This is a genomic window from Kitasatospora sp. NPDC057542, assembly GCF_042801945.1.
Taxonomy (GTDB): domain Bacteria; phylum Actinomycetota; class Actinomycetes; order Streptomycetales; family Streptomycetaceae; genus Kitasatospora.
The window spans coordinates 1-5514 of record NZ_JBHVFE010000543.1 but is presented as its reverse complement, the minus strand read 5'-3'; the positions used below and the strand labels follow the sequence as shown (position 1 = coordinate 5514).

The following is a 5514-nucleotide window of genomic DNA, read 5'->3' as shown; positions in this document are numbered from 1 at the left end:
GGCCGGGACAGGGGGCGCCGCTCACTGCGGCAGACGGTCAGTCCACCGTCCAGGTGTCGTTGCCGGCGAGCAGCGTGGCCAGGTCGCCCGGGCCGCGCCCGGCGGTGGCGGCGGCCAGTTGGCCCGCCATCAGCTCGTCGTAGACCGGGCGTTCCACGCTGCGCAGCACGCCGATCGGCGTGTGGTGCAGGGTGTCCGCGTCGGCGATCCGGGAGAGTGCGAAGGCGGTGGCGGGACTGGCCGCGTGCGCGTCGTGGACCAGAACGTCCGCCTCGTTGTCCGCCGTGACCGGAGCGGTGAACAGCTCGCCGTCCGGGCCCCGGAAGACCCCGTTCGCCAGGTCGGCGCCGAAGCGGGCGGCTTTCCCGTGCTCCAGCCGGATCAGTGCCTCGTCCCGGCTGCCGGGTTCCTTCAGCACCTCGAAGGCGCCGTCGTTGAAGATGTTGCAGTTCTGGTAGATCTCCACCAGCGCCGTGCCCTCGTGCTCGGCGGCCGCCCGGAGCACCGACTGGAGGTGCTGGCGGTCCGAGTCGATGGTGCGTGCGACGAAGGTGGCCTCCGCGCCGATCGCCAGGGACAGCGGGTTGAACGGCGCGTCCAGCGAGCCCATCGGGGTGGACTTGGTGATCTTGCCGAGCTCGCTGGTGGGCGAGTACTGGCCCTTGGTGAGGCCGTAGATCCGGTTGTTGAACAGCAGGATCTTCAGATTGACGTTCCGCCGCAGGGCGTGGATCAGGTGGTTGCCGCCGATCGACAGCGCGTCGCCGTCGCCGGTCACCACCCAGACGCTCAGGTCCTGGCGCGCGGTGGCCAGCCCGGTCGCGATCGCCGGCGCCCGGCCGTGGATCGAGTGCACCCCGTAGGTGTTCATGTAGTACGGGAAGCGCGAGGAGCAGCCGATGCCCGAGACGAACACCGTGTTCTCGCGCCGGATGCCCAGCTCCGGCATGAAGGACTGCACCGCTGCCAGGATCGCGTAGTCCCCGCAGCCGGGGCACCAGCGCACCTCCTGGTCGGTCTTGAAGTCCCGGGCGCTCTGCGGGCCTTCGGCCTTGGGCACCAGTCGCAGGGACGGGAAGGCGTGCTCGCTCCGCTCGCTCATGCTCCCGCCTCGCCACGCTCGGCGAGGGCATTCGCCCACGCGCACCTCTTGACGGTTCGCTCGCTCCGCTCGCTCATCGGTGGTCCTCCTCGTCCAGGGTGCCGATCGCGGCCCACAGCACGTCCGCCAACTGGGCCGCCTTGAACGGCAGTCCGCGCACCTGGTTGTAGGACTCGGCGTCCACCAGGTACTTCGCCCGCAGCAGCAGGGCCAGCTGCCCCAGGTTCATCTCGGGCACGATGATCTTCTCGTAACTCCGCAGCACCGAACCCAGGTTGGCCGGGAACGGGTTGAGGTTGCGCAGGTGCGCCTGGGCGACCTCGCCGCCGTCCGCACGCACCCGGCGCACCGCGGCGGTGATCGGCCCGTAGGTCGAGCCCCAACCCAGCACCAGCACCCGGGCGTCGCCGGTCGGGTCGTCCACCTCGACCGGCTTCACGGTGATGCCGTCGACCTTGGCCTGCCGGGTGCGAACCATGAAGTCGTGGTTGGCCGGGTCGTAGGAGATGTTGCCGGTGCCGTCCTGCTTCTCGATGCCGCCGATCCGGTGCTCCAGTCCGGGCGTGCCGGGCAGCGCCCAGGGCCTGGACAGCGTCCGCGGGTCGCGCAGGTACGGCCAGAAGGCGCCGTCCTCGCGGTTCGGGCCGGTCGCGAACTGCGGGTCGATCTCCGGAAGTTCGTCGACGTCGGGGATCCGCCAGGGCTCCGAGCCGTTGGCCAGGTAGCCGTCCGAGAGCAGGAAAACCGGGGTGCGGTAGGTGACCGCGATCCGGGCCGCCTCCAGCGCCGCGTCGAAGCACTCCGCGGGCGTGGCCGGGGCGACGATCGGCACCGGCGCCTCGCCGTTGCGGCCGAACATCGCCTGCAGCAGGTCCGCCTGCTCGGTCTTGGTCGGCAGGCCGGTGGACGGGCCGCCGCGCTGGATGTCCACGACCAGCAGCGGCAGTTCGAGTGAGACGGCCAGGCCGATCGTCTCGGACTTCAGCGCGACACCCGGCCCGGAGGTGGTGGTCACGCCGAGCGACCCTCCGAAGGCGGCACCGAGCGCGGCGCCGACGCCGGCGATCTCGTCCTCCGCCTGGAAGGTGCGCACCCCGAAGTCCTTGTGCCGGCTCAGCTCGTGCAGGATGTCCGAGGCCGGGGTGATCGGGTACGAGCCCAGGTACAGCGGCAGCCTGGAGCGCTGCGCGGCGGCGATCAGCCCGTAGGACAGGGCGAGGTTGCCGGAGATGTTGCGGTAGCGCCCGGCCGGGAGCCTGGCCGGCGGCACCTCGTAGGAGACGGCGAAGGACTCCGTGGTCTCGCCGAAGTTCCAGCCCGCCCGGAAGGCGCAGATGTTGGCCTCGGCGATCTGCGGCTTCTTGGCGAACTTGGTGCGCAGGAACGACTCCGTTCCGTGCGTGGGCCGGTGGTACATCCAGGACAGCAGGCCCAGGGCGAACATGTTCTTCGCCCGCTCCGCGTCCTTGCGGGCCAGGCCGCTGTCCTTGAGCGCCTCCAGGGTCAGCGTGGTCAGCGGCACCTTGTGCAGGTGGAAGCCGCCCAGTGAACCGTCGGTCAGCGGGTCCGCCGGGTAACCGACCTTGGCCAGCGCGCGCTTGGTGAACTCGTCGGTGTTGACGATGATCTCGGCGCCGCGCGGCAGGTCCGGCAGGTTCGCCTTCAGTGCGGCCGGGTTCATCGCGACCAGCACGTTCGGGGCGTCGCCCGGGGTCAGGATGTCGTGGTCCGCGAAGTGCAGCTGGAAGGACGAGACGCCCGGCAGGGTGCCGGCGGGCGCCCGGATCTCGGCCGGGAAGTTCGGCAGCGTGGACAGGTCGTTGCCGAAGGACGCCGTCTCCGAGGTGAACCGGTCACCGGTGAGCTGCATGCCGTCACCGGAGTCGCCGGCGAAGCGAATGATCACCCGATCGAGTCTGCGAATGGGCTTGCCCGGCTTCGTCGGAGGGCCGCCCGGGGCAGGTGGCCCGGCGGGCGCGGCCGAACCCGAGCGCGCGTCCCCGCTCCCGGCACGGGCCTCGTTGCCGTCCGAGCCGTCCACTGCCTCTGACTGATCGACCTGACTGGTCACTGCCGCGGACCTCCTCGTGGGCACACCACCGCGGGCGCGGCCCCGTGCCCCGTCCGCCTGGTGCACCTCTCGCATCCTATGCGGGCCGACACGACGGCGGCCGGAACCGCGTCAGTAATTTCACCGGCCCGCGGCTGCACCGCACATGCTTGTCAACGCCCGCCCGCCGGAGATCATTCCGGCTCGGGCGGGCGTGCGCGAGCACCCGGCGGGCGCATGGCCGAGATGTGCTCCCCCGGGGGGCGTGCCCCGGGAGCCGGGGCCGCGGAACCGGAGGGGCGGGCCTCAGGAGTTGAGGTAGGTGAGCACGGCCAGCACCCGGCGGTGGTCCTCCGCGCTCTGGGCCAGGCCCAGCTTGAGGAATATGTTGCTGACGTGCTTCTCCACCGCGCCGTCGGAGACGACCAGCTGCTTGGCCACCGCGGCGTTGGTGCGGCCCTCCGCCATCAGCCCGAGCACCTCGCGCTCGCGCGGCGTGAGATTGGCCAGAACGTCGCCCTTGCGGCTGCGGCTGAGGAGCTGCTGCACCACCTCCGGGTCCAGCGCGGTGCCGCCCTCGGCGACCCGGACCACCGCGTCGGCGAACTCGCGCACCTCGGCGACCCGGTCCTTGAGCAGGTAGCCGACGCCCCGGGTGGAGCCGGCCAGCAGCTCCGAGGCGTACCGCTCCTCCACGAACTGCGACAGCACCAGCACGCCCAGCTGCGGGTAGCGGCCGCGCAGCTCGACGCAGGCGCGCAGTCCCTCGTCGGTGTGGGTCGGGGGCATCCGCACGTCGGAGACCACGACGTCCGGCAGGGCGTCGGCCGCCGCCAGGTCGTGGATGGCCTTCACCAGGGCCTCGCCGTCCCCGACTCCGGCGACGACCTCCAGGCCGCGATCGGTGAGCAGCCGGGTCAGTCCCTCCCTCAGCAGTACGGAGTCCTCGGCGATGACGACGCGACGCATGGCGACCTTCCCGGCAGGCGTGTGCTGACGGGTGTCAGTCTCCCCCATCCCGGGGCGTGCCGAGGGCCCGGGCCCGGCCTCACCGCGGCCCGGCCCCGACGGCCCCGGCCGGGCTCACATGGTGCGGATCGCCACCGCGTCGCAGAGGCCCTCCAGGGCGGCCTTCGCCGGGCAGTCCGGCAGCGGGGCGAGCAGCGCCCGGGCCTCCTCGGCCCGGCGCAGGGTCTCGGCGCGGGCGCGCTCCAGCGCGGGGTGGGCGCGCAGCAGGCGCAGCGCCTCGGCGTGCAGGTCGTCGTCGGAGAGGTCCTGGTCGAGCAGTTCGCGCAGCCGGGTGTCGTCCGGGTCGGCCGGGTCGGCGGGCATCTGCTGCAGCAGCAGGGTCGGCAGGGTCGGCACGCCCTCGCGCAGGTCGGTGCCGGGGGTCTTGCCGGACTCGTGGCCGTCGCTGGCGATGTCGAGCACGTCGTCGGCCAGCTGGAAGGCGATGCCGATCCGCTCGCCGAACTCGCCGAGGGTGTCCACCAGCTCGCGCTCGGCGCCGGCCATCAGCGCTCCTATCCGGCAGGAGACGGCGATCAGCGAGCCGGTCTTGCCCTCCAGGACGTCCAGGTAGTGCAGCAGCGGGTCCATGTCCGGGCCGGGGCCGCGGGTCTCCAGGATCTGGCCGGTGACCAGCCGCTCGAAGGCCTCGGCCTGCATCCGCACGGCCTCCGGGCCGAGGTCGGAGAGCACCTGGGAGGCGCGGGAGAACAGGAAGTCGCCGGTGAGGATGGCGACCGAGTTGTCCCAGCGGGAGTTGGCGCTCGGTGCGCCGCGGCGCACCGGCGCCTCGTCCATGACGTCGTCGTGGTACAGCGTGGCCAGGTGGGTCAGCTCGACCACCACGGCGGCGGGCACCACGCCGGGCGCCCCCTGGTCGCCGAACTGGGCGGCGAGCAGCAGGAGCAGCGGACGGAAGCGCTTGCCGCCGGCTTCGAGGAGGTGGCTGGCGGTGACGGTGATGAACGGGACGTCGCTCTTGACGGCCTCACCGAGCGCCGCCTCCACCGCGTCCAGTCCGGCCTGGACGTCCCGGGTCAGGTCGCGGTCCTGCACGCTGAGCCCGAAGGGTTCCACGACGGTCACGAAGACCACTCCTCTGTCCCTGGTCGATCTAGCGGCCTGGTCCCTGAGTGCCGCCGCTGGCCATACAGGCAGGGTATCCGGTCGCGAGTGGATCACTGCACGGGCGTGCGGATCCTGTCATGATCGGGCCTGATGCCCTGGTCAGGGCGGCTGTGCGGGCCGGACGGCGGTGGGGGTGAATTCGGATGGAAATAAAGGCGGGAGAGCCGGTCGGGACTCCCCCGGCCCCGGCTCCCGACAAAGACCCGTCCGGGCCGCGCGGACTGGG

Annotated in this window: 4 protein-coding genes; all 4 read right to left on the bottom strand. The window is 72.1% G+C overall.

The window, feature by feature from the left end; all coding sequences use genetic code 11:
- Positions 1–37: 37 nt before the first annotated feature.
- On the bottom strand, positions 38–1102 hold the full coding sequence (locus ACFU7Y_RS39045; protein ID WP_380771204.1) for a 2-oxoacid:ferredoxin oxidoreductase subunit beta: 1065 nt from the start codon (positions 1100–1102) through the stop codon (positions 38–40).
- 73 nt (positions 1103–1175) lie between these two features.
- Positions 1176–3173, bottom strand: a complete 1998-nt coding sequence (locus tag ACFU7Y_RS39040) for a 2-oxoacid:acceptor oxidoreductase subunit alpha (RefSeq protein WP_380771203.1) — start codon at positions 3171–3173, stop codon at positions 1176–1178.
- Between the two features lie 285 nt (positions 3174–3458).
- The gene (locus ACFU7Y_RS39035; RefSeq protein WP_224280807.1) at positions 3459–4121 is read right to left on the bottom strand and encodes a response regulator transcription factor; all 663 of its coding nucleotides are present in this window, start codon (positions 4119–4121) and stop codon (positions 3459–3461) included.
- Between the two features lie 114 nt (positions 4122–4235).
- Positions 4236–5246, bottom strand: a complete 1011-nt coding sequence (locus ACFU7Y_RS39030; RefSeq protein ID WP_224280806.1) for a polyprenyl synthetase family protein — start codon at positions 5244–5246, stop codon at positions 4236–4238.
- Positions 5247–5514 lie beyond the last annotated feature (268 nt).

Excerpts from the sequence above, each read along its gene's own strand:
- ACFU7Y_RS39045 (WP_380771204.1), bottom strand. The coding sequence starts at position 1,102 with ATGAGCGAGCGGAGCGAGCACGCCTTCCCGTCCCTGCGACTGGTGCCC.
- ACFU7Y_RS39035 (WP_224280807.1), bottom strand. The coding sequence starts at position 4,121 with ATGCGTCGCGTCGTCATCGCCGAGGACTCCGTACTGCTGAGGGAGGGA.